12 protein-coding genes and 1 pseudogene are annotated in these 17,481 nt (G+C 36.1%); 4 read left to right on the top strand and 9 right to left on the bottom strand.

All coding sequences use genetic code 11. From position 1 onward, the window contains the following. Positions 1–92: 92 nt before the first annotated feature. Entirely contained in the window at positions 93–1,715 is a 1,623-nt protein-coding gene (locus tag J5U23_RS08115) for a hypothetical protein (RefSeq protein WP_218265821.1), read from the bottom strand. A gap of 205 nt (positions 1,716–1,920) precedes the next feature. Between J5U23_RS08115 and J5U23_RS08110 the strand changes: the two are divergent. After that, positions 1,921–2,310: pseudogene (locus J5U23_RS08110) on the top strand (IS1/IS1595 family N-terminal zinc-binding domain-containing protein); the annotation flags it as partial. Between the two features lie 145 nt (positions 2,311–2,455). On the opposite strand, the gene J5U23_RS08105 reads toward J5U23_RS08110, so the two are convergent. From J5U23_RS08105 to msrA, 4 genes are all read right to left on the bottom strand, one after another. Then, positions 2,456–3,841: a hypothetical protein gene (locus J5U23_RS08105; RefSeq protein ID WP_218265820.1), complete on the bottom strand. Its 1,386-nt coding sequence runs from the start codon at positions 3,839–3,841 to the stop codon at positions 2,456–2,458. Continuing rightward, on the bottom strand, positions 3,831–4,544 hold the full coding sequence (locus J5U23_RS08100; RefSeq protein WP_218265819.1) for an ABC transporter ATP-binding protein: 714 nt from the start codon (positions 4,542–4,544) through the stop codon (positions 3,831–3,833). Before J5U23_RS08100 ends, J5U23_RS08105 begins: the two co-directional genes overlap by 11 nt. Positions 4,545–4,886: 342 nt before the next feature. Further along, positions 4,887–7,892: a thermopsin family protease gene (locus J5U23_RS08095; protein WP_218265818.1), complete on the bottom strand. Its 3,006-nt coding sequence runs from the start codon at positions 7,890–7,892 to the stop codon at positions 4,887–4,889. 328 nt (positions 7,893–8,220) lie between these two features. After that, positions 8,221–8,757, bottom strand: a complete 537-nt coding sequence (msrA, locus tag J5U23_RS08090; RefSeq protein WP_218265817.1) for a peptide-methionine (S)-S-oxide reductase MsrA — start codon at positions 8,755–8,757, stop codon at positions 8,221–8,223. Positions 8,758–9,232: 475 nt separating this feature from the next. Here msrA and J5U23_RS08085 point away from each other — a divergent pair, with 475 nt between their 5' ends. Together J5U23_RS08085 and J5U23_RS08080 are read left to right on the top strand one after the other, a co-directional pair. Continuing rightward, a complete protein-coding gene (locus J5U23_RS08085; RefSeq protein ID WP_218265816.1) occupies positions 9,233–10,492 on the top strand; it encodes a Glu/Leu/Phe/Val family dehydrogenase in 1,260 nt (419 codons plus the stop codon). Between the two features lie 406 nt (positions 10,493–10,898). Then, positions 10,899–12,128 carry an ATP-binding protein gene (locus J5U23_RS08080; protein WP_218265815.1) on the top strand — a complete coding sequence of 410 codons (1,230 nt, stop codon included), beginning with the start codon at positions 10,899–10,901 and terminating at the stop codon, positions 12,126–12,128. A gap of 109 nt (positions 12,129–12,237) precedes the next feature. Here the strand turns inward: J5U23_RS08080 and J5U23_RS08075 are convergent, their stop codons facing one another. The 4 genes from J5U23_RS08075 to J5U23_RS08060 all read right to left on the bottom strand — a co-directional run bounded on the left by J5U23_RS08075 (position 12,238) and on the right by J5U23_RS08060 (position 16,966). Beyond that, positions 12,238–13,848 (bottom strand): alpha/beta hydrolase family protein, encoded by a 1,611-nt coding sequence (locus J5U23_RS08075; protein WP_218265814.1) that lies wholly within the window; start codon positions 13,846–13,848, stop codon positions 12,238–12,240. 669 nt (positions 13,849–14,517) lie between these two features. Continuing rightward, positions 14,518–15,093 carry a hypothetical protein gene (locus J5U23_RS08070; protein WP_218265813.1) on the bottom strand — a complete coding sequence of 192 codons (576 nt, stop codon included), beginning with the start codon at positions 15,091–15,093 and terminating at the stop codon, positions 14,518–14,520. Continuing rightward, positions 15,087–16,745, bottom strand: coding sequence for a DNA polymerase domain-containing protein (locus J5U23_RS08065; RefSeq protein WP_218265812.1), 1,659 nt, complete (start codon positions 16,743–16,745; stop codon positions 15,087–15,089). The genes J5U23_RS08070 and J5U23_RS08065 overlap by 7 nt, the downstream gene beginning before the upstream one ends. After that, positions 16,700–16,966 (bottom strand): DNA polymerase II, encoded by a 267-nt coding sequence (locus J5U23_RS08060; protein ID WP_218257748.1) that lies wholly within the window; start codon positions 16,964–16,966, stop codon positions 16,700–16,702. The genes J5U23_RS08065 and J5U23_RS08060 overlap by 46 nt, the downstream gene beginning before the upstream one ends. Positions 16,967–17,166: 200 nt before the next feature. On the opposite strand from J5U23_RS08060, the gene J5U23_RS08055 reads away from it, so the two are divergent. Further along, on the top strand, positions 17,167–17,349 hold the full coding sequence (locus J5U23_RS08055) for a hypothetical protein (protein ID WP_218265811.1): 183 nt from the start codon (positions 17,167–17,169) through the stop codon (positions 17,347–17,349). Positions 17,350–17,481: the final 132 nt, after the last annotated feature.

The following is a 17,481-nucleotide window of genomic DNA, read 5'->3' as shown; positions in this document are numbered from 1 at the left end:
ACTCTTTAGGGCGATGATGAGCAGATTAGAAACTAGCTTTAACCAGATTTATATCTAATAGACTATTAATAATCTAAAAAATTATTTTAAAATTATCTTCTTAGTAGAAGGACCACTGCTATAGCTATAATTGCAATTATTATTATAGCAACTATAACAATAGTAGTTGGGAACGATGTAGGGTGACTCGTTGATGTACTACTGCTAGGAGTTACCGTACTTATTGATGTCGTACTTGTAGTAGATGTACTACTAGTTGTAGTAGACGATACAGTAGACGTGCTTGTCGTCGTACTCGTCGTTGTAGTAGATGTGCTACTAGTTGTAGTAGATGTGCTACTAGTTGTAGTACTTGTAGTAGTACTGCTAGTTGTACTTATTGTGCTTGTTGACGTTGTAGTAGATGTACTACTAGTTGTAGTAGACGATACAGTAGACGTGCTTGTCGTCGTACTCGTCGTTGTAGTGGCTGGAGGTACTAAGTTTTGCATACTCAGCACATCTACTTGAGTGTTAAATGATTCAAAGTTAAATTGAATTGAAAGTTTGTATAGATAAGCTGATGAGTAAACTACCGATATAGGAAATACGAAAGTCTTAGTTGGAGTTGATAAATTACTATACGCAATCGTTCCATTAACGTATAATATATCAAGTCCAACTTCACTAGTTGGTAGCGTACTAAATCCGCTTGTAGTAGTTGAACTTGTATAAAGTCCTGAGACTAATACGTAACTGTTATTTATAAATTGAACTTCTGATGGTGAGGTTATGTTTGGAAGTAAAATTTTGTTGTAACTACCGTTATTTAGATATAATTTAACATATATATTTCCTATAACTCCGTATAATACATTATTAATTATTATTGAAGAGTTATAAATAACATTTCCTCCGAAAGGTAACTCATAAATTATATTTCCGTTTAATAAATTAAGCAGTAATGTTGTAGATTTATTGGAGACTAATAAGTAGTTTCCGACTATTGTAGATCCTTCATAGTTTTTAATAACGATATGCCACTTGTCTACTAACGATATGTTTGTAACATTTGACGATGTTATTAACGGTATAACCTTATTCGATGAGGGTAATTGAATACCCGTTATTACTACATACCCGTATTTCGTAGGATAAACCTCAGATATAGATTCGTTCTTAAATACATAGACTTTTTCGGGAGTTATTACTACAGTCTTATTTACTCCTATAGAAACGTATGTTATCCCATTTTTAGATGGGTAAGCTATAGTAAAGTTATCGAAGAATTTCCATGAAACGACATTTAATCCGTTTAATATCGTTATATTTGAGTGTATCCTTGAGATTAATTGAGCAAATGTCATATTGGTTTGTTTAGGTAATTCTGTGATATTGATATATAGAGTATTTATTACTGCAAATGAATTATTATATACAGTAGCTATGGGAAATGTAGTAGTATTAACTTGATTTGGGGTGTATGAAGCAATTTTTATATAGTAAGAAGAATTAGCGTAATAAACCGCAGAAGGTATGGAAATATTAGAGCTTTGAATGTTACTTAAAGAAAGTGTTTCTAACGATATTAGCACCCCACCACGATAAGGAGTTTCATATAAGCCATAGCCCGAAATACTATACGAGTTAACAGTTTTTAATTGAATTGCCGCGATAGCTACAATGGATGCTAGTATTAAAAACACTGCTATTACCACTATTTTATACCTATTCATATGTTAACTACAATAAGGAAATATTTAAAATTAATCCTAAGCGTAACATAATTGTTAATAAAATACATGCCACGGGATTCTCAAACAGTCATCCTATTTGATAATGAATAGTAAAATTGTATCTAGTTAGAATTTCTTCAAATAGGCATCTCGATCTAGAGATAAATGGAGTTAGGACGCTCAGGACGGTTTCTTGAGAAAATTTATGTGCAAGGGTTACGAGATTTACGTGAGGGTTACCGAGATTAACCTCATATCGCTCGCACAATTAATACTTCTGATTCTAAGAAATTTAAACTTTAAGCCGAGAAAACACAAGCCAGAAGAGCTTGCTTACGTAATATCATACCTACTGGGAGTACAAGTTACGAAACTCGGGATACCACCATCAACACTCTACTACACCAAAAAATTGGGGGTAAAAAGAAGAAAAAAGAAAGAACCACCATGCCCATCATGTAACCCAAACAAGGTAATAAAGAACGGATCGTCCAGAGGAAAAACAAAATACAAGTACAAAACGTGTAAAAGAACGTTTTACCAAACACCTAATCACAAGTTTGGAAGAGAACAAAAGGAAAGAATCTTGAAAGACACAAGCTGCTTTGTTGAATGCCTCAATTTCCTCAAATGTTAATCTCATTGATTTCTCTTAAATTCTAAATATAAGGTTGAATTAAAAGTGAGTTTAGTGCCAGTCTGATATCAAATTGGACTAACCCACAAAGCAACTCTAAGCATTAAATATATCCTGCCTCTGTCATTTTATTTACTACTTTAAGTATCATTTTATCCCTTAATAAGTATGTTATTGTAATGGCTAACACTGCAATAGCTATTCCAGCGAAAAAGAGTGGGGCATAAATTATTAAGAATAAGGGCATGAGGATAATGACAAATATAAGAGCTATTAAGAAGCTCCTTCCCCTAAACTCTACATTAACTGGATTAAACTCGTCCTTTAGCTGTAGGGGATTAACCATGGCTAATAAATAAGTATATAACATACACGATAACGGTATGTAAAATAACAATGAGATACCGACATTTAGGAAGAGAGGATTCCAGATGGAGAGTATAAGATCAACTATACCGAATGGGAGTATTATAATGAAGCTTTGAACGCCAGAGGCAACTATCATGTACTTGAAGAACTTATAGCCTATTGACGGTATTGTAAGCCAGATTCTCTCACTCATCAAATTACTCATGCCTACGAAAAGAACTGAGAAAACTGCTATGTATGTAGTCGCTATGGATAAGCCAGTGTAGACGAATTCGCTAGATACCATTAATCCGTATCTAAAAACTATGAAGTAAGCAATTCCTATTACGGAAGTTATTATAACAATGCTGCTCATCTGAATCACCCTCATGCTATAACTTCCAGAGGGAGTATAGAACCCTGCTCTGCCTACTAGAGGGAAATAAGTTAACTTTAGCTGTAAAATTGTCCTTAAAGGAGTTGAAGTATTGAAAGATATGGAGTGCTTTACAATTCCGGAAGTCCTCGATATCTTTTTCATCAATATCTGATCATAGTTTCCGACTTTTCTTATTGATGTAAATGTTAGCAGAGCAGTATAAGGCAATGTAACGGAGAGGCTTTCGTAAAAGTGACCGAAAATTGATGAAGTTGGAGAGTATTTAAAGCTTATTAAAGGCGATATGAACCATAGCGCTATTGCTGTCAGTATCAACACTTTATGGCTCGTCCTCATCTCCTGCAGAGTCAAGTTAAGGGAGACTAGGGAAACACTTAATAAAGGTGATATTAACAGTAATCCAGAATTATAGGAAAATATCGATAGATAAATTATAATTATTAAATAAATTATTAAACTGGAAATATATAACGCTATACCTAACTTCTTTCTATCTATGGGTAACGTGAATAAGTAATCGAGGTCTGCTTTCATTAAGGTAAATCCGCCAATGTAAGAGAAAAGGATGCATAATGCGGTAATGTAAGCAATACTGTAATAACTCGGCGTAGTCGAGTGTGCTCCTAAAGTCACTGATCGGATAAAGATTGCCGAGGCTAAGATAGATGCTGCGATCAATGTCGCAAGGCCCCATTTCGAGAATCTACTAAAAATGATCAGTTTCAGTAATTTACCGAACACTTTCCATTAACCTCGCAACTATGGATTCGACGGGTTCGTTCTCCTCACCGAATTTCCTTAAATCCGAAATATTTCCTTGCCATACTACTTGTCCACCAGATAATATTATTACCTTATTGGCTAGCCTACCGGCTATAGACATAATGTGAGTGGAGACTAGTATAGTAGCATTAGTCATGGAGTTAAATAACGATATAATTCTCTCTTGGGTCGGTATATCCAAATAATTTAAAGGCTCGTCCAAGAGTAATATTTCTGGATCGTGAATTAGCGCTAAGGCCAAAGATAATTTCTGCCTATTACCTCTAGATAGAGACATCACCCTATTCCTCTCGTACGGCTTTAGGGCTAGGAGCTCCAGGAATTTGTTAACTCTCTCCTTAACATTATTTACTCCCCTTAATGAAGCTATATACTCCAAATTCTCCCTAACAGTAAGCATTAGGTAGGGGCTTGCATCTTCCGGTAGATAACCAATTATCCTTCTAGCTTGAATTGAGATAGGTTCTAACCCTTTGACAAGAACCTCTCCACTATCGGGCTTGAGTAGGCCAACAATTAGTTTTAGGGTAGTCGACTTACCGGCACCGTTAGGTCCTAAAAGTGCTACTCTCTCCCCGCATTCTATGGCAAACGATACGTTATTTAACGCAGTAACGTTACCATATCTCTTCACTACATTTCTGAGCTCAATACAATTCATAGAGTGAACTTTAAGTTAAAGAATAAAAAGGTTACCTATTCTTTACGTTTACTTAAATAAGTAAAATCCAAAATTATCTTAAGAATCCCATTATTTAGGACTTTCCTTGTTCATCTCAATCGTATTCTTTTTCTCCCCACGGTTACAAATTCAGGTTCGTTAGAGGCGAACTATGAGTGTGTCTTTAATCCCCTAAACACGTTAATTTCAGCATCTCCTCGTTAGATTTGAGATAGTCCCATCTAGCCCTTTTGCAGCTCCTACGGTTGCAAACTCAGGTCTGTTAGAGGCGAAGCATGTGGTGCCTATTATGAAAAAGACTATATAGTTGGAAAAATTTTCTTATTTTCTTTTTCCCTTTCTTGTTAATAATAAGACTACTGCAATCAAAACGGCTGTTATTAATCCAGATACTCCTCCATAGAATACGTAGTTAGGTGATAATACTAACCTTTCATCTATTGGCGAATTAACAGTGATATATGTGCCTGGAGAGACGTTATACGTTCCAACAAATTCGCCTACGTCATATATTGGGACGTTAGCACTTAGCAATACTTTACTTCCCTCGTTGTACCACGTTGATACGTTATTTATCGTCACTAAGTATTGCTTTACTGTTGAAACGTTCACATTTACCTGGCTTTTAACTACAAACGATTGCGGTGAAATGTTGAGTATAACGTATCTTTGTTGAGAATTTACGTAATAGGTGTAGTTCAATATTCCAATGTTAGTGTATTGGTTAATCCATGAGGAGTTTAGATAAGTTAGGGAACCGTTTATGTAAGCTTTAACTGGAATGATTGAGTTCACCGTAATGAAATATTGTTTTATAGCATTTACTTTAACGTTAATTGGAGAGTTTATTGTAAATTGCACAGCCGGCGCTATACTTTTCATAATGTACCTCTCGTGTAATGACGGATAGTATGTAATATTCTCTACTTTTATTTGAGTACCGGTATTGTACCAGTTATTTGTTAACGTTGTGTTCTTTCCGTTAATTATTGCGTAAATTGGCATAGGTGATGAGATATTTAGATAGTACTGTGTGATGGTGTTTATTGCTATCGTAATTGGCGATGTTAAATCTATAGTACTGCTAGGGGATATGCCTATAATGACATCTCTTGTGAGTTGTGATGGATAGTAAGTAATGTTCTCCACGTTAATTGCTATACTACTGTTATACCAATTACTAGTTAGGGAAATGTTCTTACCATTTATTAGTGCGTATATTGGTATTGGTGAGTTAACGGATACGTAATACTGTATGTAATAGTTCGTTGTAATCGAACCGGGGAATATTATAGTTCCTTGATAGTTTGTTGCTATAATTCTTTCGGAATTGCTAGTTATCATTTGTGAGAATTGATAAGGTGAATTATAGTCAGCCCAAACAGTTGTTGGTACTGATGATGTAGTTGGTGTTCCAAAATAATAATATGTTACGCTCGGTTCCGAATAACTCCACTGCCCGTTTATAACCTTATAGTTGAACGTTATTAGAAATTGTTCATAGTAGGTTACACTAATCTTAGTTGGTTTATTTATAATGCCACTAACCTGGTTTTCAGTAGCCCATCGAACATTTGAATTACCTCCTATTATTTGCTGAACAGTGTACGTAGTTCCGGTAGGTACTTGAATTGTGAAGCCACTTGTAAATGGTATAGTTATCACAGTACCGTTGGGGAAGTTAAATGTGACTTCTGGTGATTGTGGTAATGATTGTCCATTTACAGTATACGTTAAGGTAAAGGGGGCAGTAAGTGTTATAACGTTTACCGTAATGGCTTGAGTTATGTAATATCCGGGGAATAGCGTTGCGTTGACAATTAGCGTATAGGTTCCCGTGTTGATCCCATTTATTGTTAGAGTGGCAGTTCCACTTCCATCCACGTAAAATTGAGTTTGTGACAAGGAGTAAGAGATTCCACTTGAAGGACCAATGACGTTAATTGTAACAGTGCCATAGGCGTTAATGTTGATGTTCACTGTCGACGTGGAGTGAACTGTTATGGCAAGTGTTGGATTGTTAACTGAGACTGAAAATTGCGTAGTTGAAGTGACTGCGTTTTCACCAGAATAAGTGTGTATGTTGGCTTCCCCTACTAACTGTCCATTTTGGTTGTAAACTAGGATTGCGTAATTCATAGGATTAAGTGTCAGTGTTACTTGCCCACCGGTAAAGGACACTTCACTTAGAGGTATGCTATTCTCATACTGTATTGCAGTCGAGTAGGGATCGCTTTCATTATAGACATAAACGTATCCGTTATAAGTATTCGTGTATATAGTTAGTTGTGTTGTAGTATCTTGACTCCAAAGTCGAGATAGTGACCCGCTTCCACTTGTTAATCCAGAAGTATATAGTCCGTATAGAGAATAATAGTATGTTAGAACATCTGCGTTATTTACAGTTTCAGCAGTATCTGAGCCGAAGTTATAAGCATTTCTAACCTCTTGATAATTATGTCCATTCCAATAATAGAGTCTAAAGAAAACACTGGCGTTATAAATGTAAGCGCATAATCCTCCACCAGGCCCTCCCATAACTAATTCTGCATCATAAAGATGACCATCTCCCGTTGTGGTATAGCCATCCACTAAAAAGTAAACATTGTTTGCATTGAAAACGTTTGTGACAGTTGCAACGTCATAATTAACCCAACGATTGCCGTCATTATACCAGAAGTAAATTACGGGCTGACCGTTTGAATTAGTAGAAACGCTCACAAAGAGCTGAATAGTTGCTGGAAGTGATAATGTGGTAAAGCCAGGTGCAATGTATGCATAATATGAGACTCCACTATTAGTAGTATAAATTCCCCCATCCCCTTGCACTCCAACGACGCTAGCATTGGGAGAGGTCATATTCCAAATATTATCTACAAAACATATTTCGTTATTGGCAGTATTATAATCTGCGACGTCTTGAACCCATAATGCATAAGTATATCCATTATACTGATAGTTTAACACAACATTGAGCTGGAAACTAACCCACGGGGTGCCATTACTTATTGCGTTTAAGCCATTTATTACAACTATTCCATACCATTCACTAGTATTCCTTATAAATGGACCGTTTGAGGATATACCATAGTCAGCAATACCCATTGGCGCAGGTTCACTACTATAATAAGCATAAGGGTTAATCTGATCTCCTATTTTTAATGGGGAAATATTGTGAGCAGCAGGGGGAAAATAAATGTCATTTAATGAATGAAGTTGGGGATATGACTTTACAGCGACGTTTGTCTGTGAATTGGGTATCACGCTTATCGGTATTATGCTCAACATTACGAAGACGAGGAGGAATAACCTACTCTCTATCTCCATACAATAATAGAGAATCAACACATTTATAAAAATTTTATTCTCAGTGATACGTAAAGTTCCTGAATATTATTCTAAGTTTTCCATGCGTAAGTGATGTATACTTTCTGAGACTTTAAAGGACAAGACTCTCTTCCTAATATACGGAAAGGTCTTTATGTAATTTTGGAAACGTTGTTGCCCTTTAGACTATAAGCAAGTATAAGATAAAATTAATTATTTAGAACACCGTTTTATGTTTATTATTATAATGGCATTGCTACTTATTTTTCGTAATAAAAACTTTAAACTTAATGTCCCTTTTTCCTTATAAGTCAACAATAAAAATCTATTATATCTTTTCTTCAATCTTCACTTTCTCTGGGAAAACCTTCAAGAATTTATTTATTTTCGGACTTATGACAAACCTACAATAGGGATTGTATTTATGTGTATCATAGTAATTGTGGTGGTAGTCTTCAGCTTCATAAAACACTTCAAACGGTTTCAATTCTGTAACGACTTTCTTTCCTATTCTCTTCTCTACTTCCCTTATCATTTCCTCAGCTATTTTCTTCTGCTCTTCGTTATGGTACAATATTATCGACCTGTACTGTGTTCCTATATCATTCCCTTGCCTATTAGGTGTTGTAGGGTCGTGGATTTCGAAGAATATTTCCAGTAGCTCCCTATAGGAAATTATTGAGGGGTCAAATGTTATCTGAACTACCTCAGCGTGACCAGTTGTATCAGTACATACGTCTTCATAAGTGGGGTTAGGTAAGTGGCCTCCAGAATAACCCGGTTTAACACTGATCACTCCCTTAACTCTCTTAAACACTGCCTCTGTACACCAGAAACAGCCTCCTCCTAAAGTTGCAGTTTCCATAAAATATATTAGGGGAAACAAGACTATTAATTTGTGTTTAAAAGAATCTAACGTGGTGTTTTCATTAGGGTTAGAAAAGGTAGGAGAGAGTAATACTAATGAATATTATCTGGCCTTTGAAAATTAATACTCATTTAGTAAATCGTGATCCAAAGGATTTTCCTCATTCAGAAGAACGTGTTAGGCTTTTAACGTGAAGAATAGCTCGTCCTTTGCGTCAAGCGATTAACGAGATATATATTAAGCGGGGTAGAAAATGAAGAAATGGTCTCTAAGATTCTTTAATTCTTCTAAAATTAGATATCAAAAGGAGAAGTTGAATGAGTCTCTACAAAAACCTTACATATTTTATTCCTTTACTTTGAGAAGACCTCTAATATCAATTTGTCTTCCTTACATTGGTAAAACTGTATATTAAAGATTTTTAAAATTCAGTTGGAATAATTTTTTATTCTTAAAGTAGATGACTAAAGCGATGGAAGAACTCCTTACCTCGAATTTGTTCGTTCAACAAGTTAAGAAGTTGTATAAAGTTGGAGAATTGTTGGGTTTAGATCTTGATACCCTAGAAGCCCTTTCACAGCCTGAAAGGGTTATACAAGTTAAGATACAGATTAGGGGTTCCGATGGTAAATTAAAGACATTTATGGGTTGGAGAAGTCAGCACAATTCGGCCTTAGGCCCTTATAAGGGAGGAGTTAGATACAGTCCCAATGTTACACAAGATGAAGTAATAGCACTATCAATGATTATGACGTGGAAGAATTCCCTATTATTACTACCCTATGGGGGAGGAAAGGGTGGGATAAGAGTAGATCCTAAGAAGCTAACATTAAAGGAATTGGAGGATTTATCTAGGAAATACGTTCAATTAATTCACAACTATTTAGGTAGCGATGTGGACATCCCAGCACCCGACATTAACACTAACCCACAAACTATGGCCTGGTTCCTAGACGAGTACATAAAGATAACTGGTGAAGTTGATTTCGCAGTGTTTACCGGTAAGCCTTCTGAGCTAGGAGGGATAGGTGTTAGACTGTACAGCACTGGGTTAGGTGTAGCAACGATTGCTAGAGAGGCTGCCAATAAGTTCATAGGAGGAATTGAAGGATCAAGGGTTATAATTCAAGGATTCGGAAACGTTGGTTCTTTTACAGCTAAATTCTTGAACGAAATGGGGGCTAAAATAATTGGAGTTAGCGATATTGGGGGAGGGGTAATTAGTGATGACGGAATAGATGTTAATAAGGCGTTAGAAGTCGTTCAGAGTACGGGCAGTGTTGTGAATTATCCCGAGGGTAAGAAGGTTACAAATGAGGAGTTGTTAACAAGTGATTGTGATATATTAATTCCGGCCGCAGTGGAAAATGTCATAAATAAGTTTAATGCACCAAAAGTTAAGGCTAAGCTTATTGTTGAAGGTGCAAATGGTCCATTGACTGCAGATGCAGATGAGATAATAAAGCAAAGGGGTATAGTTGTTATACCAGACATTTTAGCTAACGCAGGAGGAGTTGTCGGTAGTTATGTGGAGTGGGCTAACAATAAGTCTGGCGGGATAATTAGTGATGAGGAGGCTAAGAAACTTATTATTGATAGAATGACTAACGCCTTTAACGCTTTATACGAGTTTCATAAGAGGAAGTTTGCTGATCAAGATTTGAGGACTGTGGCAATGGCTTTAGCTGTGGATAGAGTAGTAAGGGCGATGAAGGCCAGAGGTCTATTATAAGAGGAATTACGTTCTTCTTTTTTCTCTCCTCTAAATTTGTTAAGGAAAGTTAATGTTAAACGGCTAATTTTTCGCTTGAGTGTGAATAAAGTGTTATTATTGGGATACATGTTATAGTATTTTTCATAATAATTGCAAAAGGAGTATTAAATGAGGAATGTTGGGAATGAGTGAGTTAAGGGATTTAACTAGCTATATTTTGTATAGATAAAAGCTATTTCTCTTCGCACTTACTAAGAAATTGACTATAATTGAACAATATGTCTTTACAAAGGTATGTATATCAAAAGAAAATTTTATTTCACTTTTGGATTCGCCATTATATTGAAATACCTAAACGCATTTTTAAACCCTTTGATACTCAGACTATCAAGATTTTTTAAACCCTTTGATATTCTAAGTATCAATGGAAGAAAACATTTGGTGGAGAGGGAAGGACTACATAGAGGAAGATGAAGATATTAAGAAGTGGAACTCTGCTAAATTTAAGTGGATTCCGAAGGAAATAAACAAGGTCTCTCTTCAGCCCTTCTCCTTAAACTTTATCGTAGGCCCTAGACAAGTTGGAAAGACCACTCTGATAAAACTTCTAATTAAGAAGCTACTTGAGTCAAATCACAATCCCTTATCAATATTCTACTGTAGTTGCGACCTCGTGTCCAATTACGAAGAACTATTAAAAAAGATAAGGGACTATCTAAAAATTAGGAAACAGGAGGGCATTAGATCCTCCTTCATTTTCCTTGATGAGGTCACTTTTGTTAAGGAATGGTATAGAGCAGTAAAGCACTTAATTGATACCGGTGAACTAACAGGCGATGTAGTTACGGTTTCGGGTTCAAGTTCATTAACGATTCTAAAGCAGAAAGAGAGTTTTCCCGGTAGGAGGGGAAATGGAAAAGACGTAATCTTGTACCCTCTCAGCTTCTCTGGTTATATTAAGGTAATTAATCCGAAAATTGAGGTCAGGCCAGGTTGGTACAGTGAAATTGAAGAGCTCTTTGAGAGTTATCTAAAGGTAGGAGGACTACCTCCGTCGATTAACGGTTTGTCTCCAGTGAAAATATATACAGAGTGGATCATTTATGAGATAAATAGGGTAGGAAGAGATGAGATGCTCGCTAAGCAGATACTTTCTGCAGTCCTCTCAACGACACCTAGTAAGGTGAGCTATAACTCAATTGCCAAGGAGATAGGAGTAAATCACAGAACTGTTGCGGAGTATATTAAGCTCTTTAATGATATGTTTTTGACCTTAACACTTCACTTTATAGACGTTAATACCGGTTACTATAACTACAGAAAGCAGATTAAGATACACTTTGTAGACCCGCTGTTTTATGACGTAATATCTACATGGACCGGAGTCAAGAGACCAGATGATCCAATAATCGTAGAGGGAGTAGTTGCATCACATCTCTCGAGAATTTACAACATAGGTTATACTGAGGTTGGAAAGGAAGAGATAGATGTTGTAACACTGCCAGAGATTATCGGCTACGAAGTAAAATACAGAGAGAGGGCAAAGCAGGTAAAAGTTATTGCTGGAAAGATGAAGAAAGTGATTACATTATCAAAGCATGGAGAAAACGACACATTCCCGGTTCATTTATTCCTCGCCGAGTTAAATATATGAAAACCTTTTAAGAAATTTTCATTTATTTGAGTCTCTTTTTTTAGCAATATTGACTTTGTTCAAATAATCAATTTTCAGAAAATCCATTTTGAACATAGGGAAATCGACTTCAGCAGTGACTACTAATAAACTCCACAGCCTCTTTTATCGAGTCAACATAATTTTCTATTTTTGCAAATCCATGTCCCTCATCTTTGTATATCTTATATTTCACTTCTCTACCCAACTTTCTAAGTTCTTCAACTACTTGCAAAGTTTCCTCAGCTGGACATCTTGGGTCATTTTCACCAGCTAAGAGAAGCAATGGAGTTTTTATCTTAGCAATAAAGAATATAGGTGATCTATCCCTCAATAAGTTTTCATCATTACCAACCTTTATTTCGTCATATTGTTGAAGTATTTCCCTTTCAAGTTTCTTTTCGGTAAACCAATTAACAAAAGGTACTACGGCCACAGCCGAACACCAAAGGTCTGGGAACTTAGTAGTAGCCATCATAGTCAAATAGCCACCATAACTTCCACCAGTTATTGCAATCTTTTTAACTCCTAAGACCTTCACTGAATTTATAACATCTAACAACTCACCTCCCCCTGGGTCTTTATCGTTCAAATGGTTAAACTTCCTTCCATAACCTATAGATCCTCTGTAATTGGGACAAATAACCTTAAATCCTCTCTCCATAAAGAACTGAATTTCTGGGTTGAATGAGTTTACGCATTCCCAATCTGGACCGCCGTGAATATAAACTATACCCTTATCCTCATCACCTTTTTCATAGAGTAAGGCGTAAATCCTTAGCCCATTGGAGTCGTAAGAGACAACCTTAGGTCTTATGAAATCCCCTTTAGCATCGTTCATTGAGTCAGTTAACCTCTCTACCTCCTTCCCATATCTGTATAGGTCTGCTGATCTATCATGCTTAGAGTTTACAAAATAAATATAATCTCCATCAACTTTTAAGGAGTGTGTAAAGCCTTCATTAACTATCTCTTTTTCGTGAATTAAGACTAAGTTGCCGTGCCTATCCTCAACATAAGCGATAGAACCATTATATGGAATAGCCTCGAATATTTCGTAATTGCTTTCCCTTATTTTTCTGATCTCTCCCTTTAAAATATCAAACTCATAAACCTTAGATAAATCCTCGTGATTTGAGAGGAAGATGAATGATGAAGGAGAAGTAAAACAGTTCTCATTTGCAAGCTCTTGCTCCGAGTTTGGGATATTAATTACATGAATTTCATTACCACCGAGATCTATCACGTGAATGTTATTATCATAAATCCCAGTCGAGTAAACTATGTATTTGCCATTAAAACAGTAATTGTTTATCGGGCCTTCACCCTTACTTAGCTTAATATATTTTCCTTCATTGTAGAGGTAAAGATGTAATGTCTTTTTATCATAGTTTGAAATTACTAGAATCCCTTCTTTTGTCTCGCGAGGAGATAAATTATCAAACTCGTTATCAATAATTTTCTCTATCTTCCCGCCATCGTAAAGGTAAATTTTCCTAATTTCACTACCGTTAGGGTCTACTGTGATAAACATTTTATTTCTATTTATCCAGTCTACTCTCTCGGCATATCCTTCTAGCTGGACTTTTTCCTTGTTGACGTAAAGGACGGGTTTTTCATCTCTTATAATTGTTGCTATTTTTCCGTTATATACGTCGTAATCGAGTACAGGTTTTATCTTAAATAAATCTTCATATTTCATAAATAATAAAAGAGGAGTAGAAATAAAAAGTTATTCAGATAGCTGGCCTCATATCACCAATCGTTCCCATTCAAGTTCATCATCAGAATATGATATAAACTCTCCTATATTAAATCATTATTATTTAGCTAATTAGGGTTCCATACATACGGGATTTTGGAATAACAAGTTGATATTACTTATTAAATATAAATCTTGCCTTTTGAGGTCTGGCCGGGCATAATACTTATTGATGATTTTTAGAGCCAAGGGAGACTATCATAATAGGAATTGGAAGTAAATATTTATCCTAAGTTTATAGTTTTTGTAGCTTAAAGGGCGACAATATCTCCGAAATTACTCAGATCGAGAAAACCTAGAAGTCTGCTGTGTTGAATCCTTCAATTTTCTTAGATGTTAACCCCGTTAAGTTTTCTTAAATTAAAATCATGCGTTGATTTAAAAGTAAGTTCCGTGTTAACTCAGATAAAATTGAAGTAATCCACAAAGCAAGAAGTCTGTAAAATCATAAAATCTTTATACTTAAAGTATATCTGTCATTTTCCTTTCGCGTTTACTAGGCACTAAACGCTTCGCTTCTGACAAATCTAAGTTTGCAACCGTGGGAGGAAAAAGACTATTATGAGTACAAATTATATGTCCACTTACACTAGATAGAAAAATCAGCTACTAAACCATATACTTTAACAAACCTCCATCATCATTTACTTTACCGTATAAATCTAACAAATAACTAGGAATTTCAATCTCTCTACTAGTAACGCTTTTTACTATAACGAACTTAAAACCCCTAGCACTCTTCACCAACTTAATCATAGAGTGAGAAGTATGTGAACCGAAAATTGAACCTTCTCTTTCCCTATCCATAAAGCTGAACAAGAACTTCCTACCTCTAACTTTCCTCAATGACGAGACAATCTTAGTGTAATTCTTTCTATGATGATAAGGATCAATAACTATTAAGTCGTTATCTCCCATCGAATCTATAGTAGTTGGCACATCTTCAGCCTTGAAAGCCCTCCTTATATATACTTCAGCGTGATTATCGAAAACGTTTTGAAAACGCCCAATTAGATAAGGATCTAATCCACCTCTTTCGGAAACTACTACAACGTAAACTGGGGCTGAAATGGCTATAACCCTATGATAGAAAATTCTCAACAAATCGTAATCAGTTGAGAAGAACTCCACAATATCATCACTCTTTATTATCTCGTCTAAAAAGGTAAAGCCAGTAGTTAACATCTGGAGATCACCTCTTCGACGTCTTCATAAACCCTCTTCAAGTAATTAATGTAGTAATTCACATCTCTTCCCATATAACCTAGTCTAGCATCATAGAAACCCTTAACTCCCCTCACGTAAGGAATACCCTTAATCCACATAACGTAATCAATTGGCTCGCCGTTTATAGTCCTCTTCTTATAATACTCGAATAAATCCCTAATCCTAACCTTTTTAACATCAGAACAAGTCCTAGTTAATGAAAGCCCTCTTAATACGTCTTCCAAAAACGACTTAATAATGTTTGGCATGTTCTCCCTTATTAAACCCTTTGCGATTATTTCACCATTCATGTTTGCAATATATCTTGTAGGATATGGCGTCTCATTCCTGGTAGTAGTAAAGATAATCCAATTGTAACGTTTATAATCCAGTCTCAACCCCGTTTCTTTCTCAACCTTCTCAATGAATTTATCAATGTTATCCCCCTTAACAACTAGTGAATCTATTATACTGTGTAAAACCTTCAACCCCATCTCCTCGGCAATCTCCATTGTCCTCCTTAAAGTTTTCCTAGCGAAATAGGTTACCATTTCGTAAGCCTCAATCTTCCCAAACAAGGAATTCCTATAACCTAGATAGCCAAAGGATGCAACTAAAATCCACTTTATTGCCTCAGCCCTCTCCTCGTCAATTCTCTTCAACTCTGATTTTCTCTTTATCAACCACTGTAAGGCTTCTGGTACAATTCCCTTTTCCTTTAAGCAAATTGAATGTAGTTCCGTTTTTATATCATCACAAGCGTCAACGGTTTCAGCTGAAATGTTATACTTTACAATCAAGGAGGGGTACATCGAAGAGAAGTCAACTTGATAAACGTTATCGTAACATCCGGGCTGTGGGAATAGGATTAGCCCACCCTTATCCGCCATCATTATATCCTCTAACCTTCTCAACTTCTCAACTCTTGGAACAACTTTAGGTATGATAATTCTTCTCTTAAACGCAACCCAAGCCTCATTTGTAGTTAAAACTTTACCAATCGTTGCGTAGGCTATTTCGTGAATTGGGGTAAGTGAGATTAGGGACCACTCTATTAACCCCTTAGCTGAAACTGGAGACCTCTTCTTCTCAATCCTAATCTTGACGTTTGACTTCACGTAATTACACGCCTCTCCTAGACATTCAACTACATCAGCCTCAACTTCAGGCTTTTCGTAAAATCTCCTAACCTCGTCGTTTATTTCGACTTCAAACACTTTCCCTTTTAACGATTCACCATACCAATCTAAGGGTACAACTCTCGCAATTGTTACCTTTGGGAATTGGTCATCGGAAGAGTGTAATCTCTTAAAGGGCCTTATCCCTAGGCGGTATAGGGTTTGAGACAATATTGTTGGTGTTTCGTTAACTACCTTTAACCTCTTCCTCATGTAATAATAGGCTTCAAAGGACTCAACCTCGAAGCAGTAAACTTTAACCTCTTTTCCGTCAAGGGTTCTCCATTTTTCCTCCTCGTAGTATTTCACTTCTGGGTGTTGTAGTACCATATCCGGGTTATCTGTTATGACGTAAACTGGGAAAGTTGTTCTGATAGTTTTCTCCTTGAAATCGCTTAGGAATAGTTTCACTCCTCCTTTGACCGGGTAAGCGTCAAGTACGTACTCCTCCATTTCTCACACTCCTCCGCTAAAGCCCAAATCAGCGTGAAGTAAACGAGGTTGTAGGGATCAATGAGTTCGTCATAGGACGCACTTTGAGTATACCTCACTTTCTCTTTAACCTTTTCAAGTAGAAGGGATAAGGTGGGTGAATTTAATCGTGAGACAATTCTTTCCAGCTTTTCCAATTCTCTGTTCACTGCCATGGTGTATGAGGGTTGTGTTCTTCCCATGTGTTATATCTCTCCCTTAGCAAATTAAGTCTTTAGAGAGAAAACTGAAAGTGTAGGTTTTAACTTTTGTAGTTAGATATTAGTAAGATAATACTCTAAAGAGAGTATTATCCTTTAATTATAGAAGAAAAAGTTTCGACAAGGTGTGAGAGACTACCCTTGCGAAATGATTTGTGGTTTTGGTTGAGCAACGGGAAAAGATGATATACAGAGTTTACAAATTTCACGATAAAAGTGTTAATATTGACATTGATGAAAAGATAATGAAGTTCATAAAGGGCTGGGCTTCTAAAAGTACGCTAAATATCGTTAATTATGTAATGGAAAAGTATAAGGAATGCAACATTACTGAAATAACCTGGGAAAAATTCCAGGGGTATTAAACGAGATAAGAGAAAAGGAAAAGTTTAAAATGACAAGTAGTTTTTCTGTTACGTGGATAATGAAGAACAAGATAAGGTAATTGAGACTCTCTACTAAGTTTGGAATATAAGGAAGAGAATTTATACCTTAAT

This window comes from Saccharolobus shibatae B12, from assembly GCF_019175345.1.
Classification (GTDB): Archaea; Thermoproteota; Thermoprotei_A; order Sulfolobales; family Sulfolobaceae; genus Saccharolobus; species Saccharolobus shibatae.
The sequence above is the reverse complement of the archived record's forward strand: the minus strand, read 5'-3'. Positions and strand labels throughout refer to the sequence as shown.